General features: G+C 45.1%; 1 protein-coding gene. It reads right to left on the reverse strand.

Annotated elements, in window-relative coordinates:
• Window positions 1-662, reverse strand: a 662-nt coding sequence (locus tag R7Q09_RS25945; protein WP_318143919.1) for a flagellar protein MotY, incomplete at its 3' end; no start/stop codon positions are given.
• Window positions 663-677 lie beyond the last annotated feature (15 nt).

Genomic DNA, 677 nt, shown 5'->3' on the forward strand with positions numbered 1-677 from the left:
GCCACCAGCACGAGGTCGATATCTTGATTGTGACGCACATAATCAGCAATCTGAGCAAGACGCTTTTTAGACGCTTTCGTCAGTTGGTCACCCTGACGTTCGTAATGCAAAATCGTAAACGCAATATCTTCAAAACTGTACTTCAACAAGTTGGCGATACAATCACTAAACGCATTGTACTTACTTTGGAATAATACGGATGACAACGCGACTTCAATTCGTTGATCGCGACTTTGCCAATCTTGATAGCTGAATGTTGGGTAACGGCCTTTCTCTAATTCAGATAAAATACCCCAAGCAGTTTGACCACCGACATACCCATCAAACTGTTTGAAAAACTTCAGATTCGTGATGCGGTCGGCGTGCTCACCTGGTCGCCAAGGCGGTGGCATTGAGATCAAGCTGACATTGCGTGTTTCACCCATAGGGCGACGCATCTTAAGTTCAAAATCCAAATTGATTTTTTTACTCGCACGCGACGAAAACACCGCATCACCAAAGCTTGGAATTGGATGCACAAGCTGACATTCCAAAGGGGTATTTACCACCATTTCCCATTGTGATTGCTGCGGAGTAGCGACATAACGCTTGCCCATCACCGCGTAACTGTTTGCGCTAAGCAGTGAAAGCATGACACCACTGGTTATCAGCCATTTATTCATCTAGTACAATCTCTC

Source organism: Vibrio sp. 2130-1 (genome assembly GCF_033339515.1).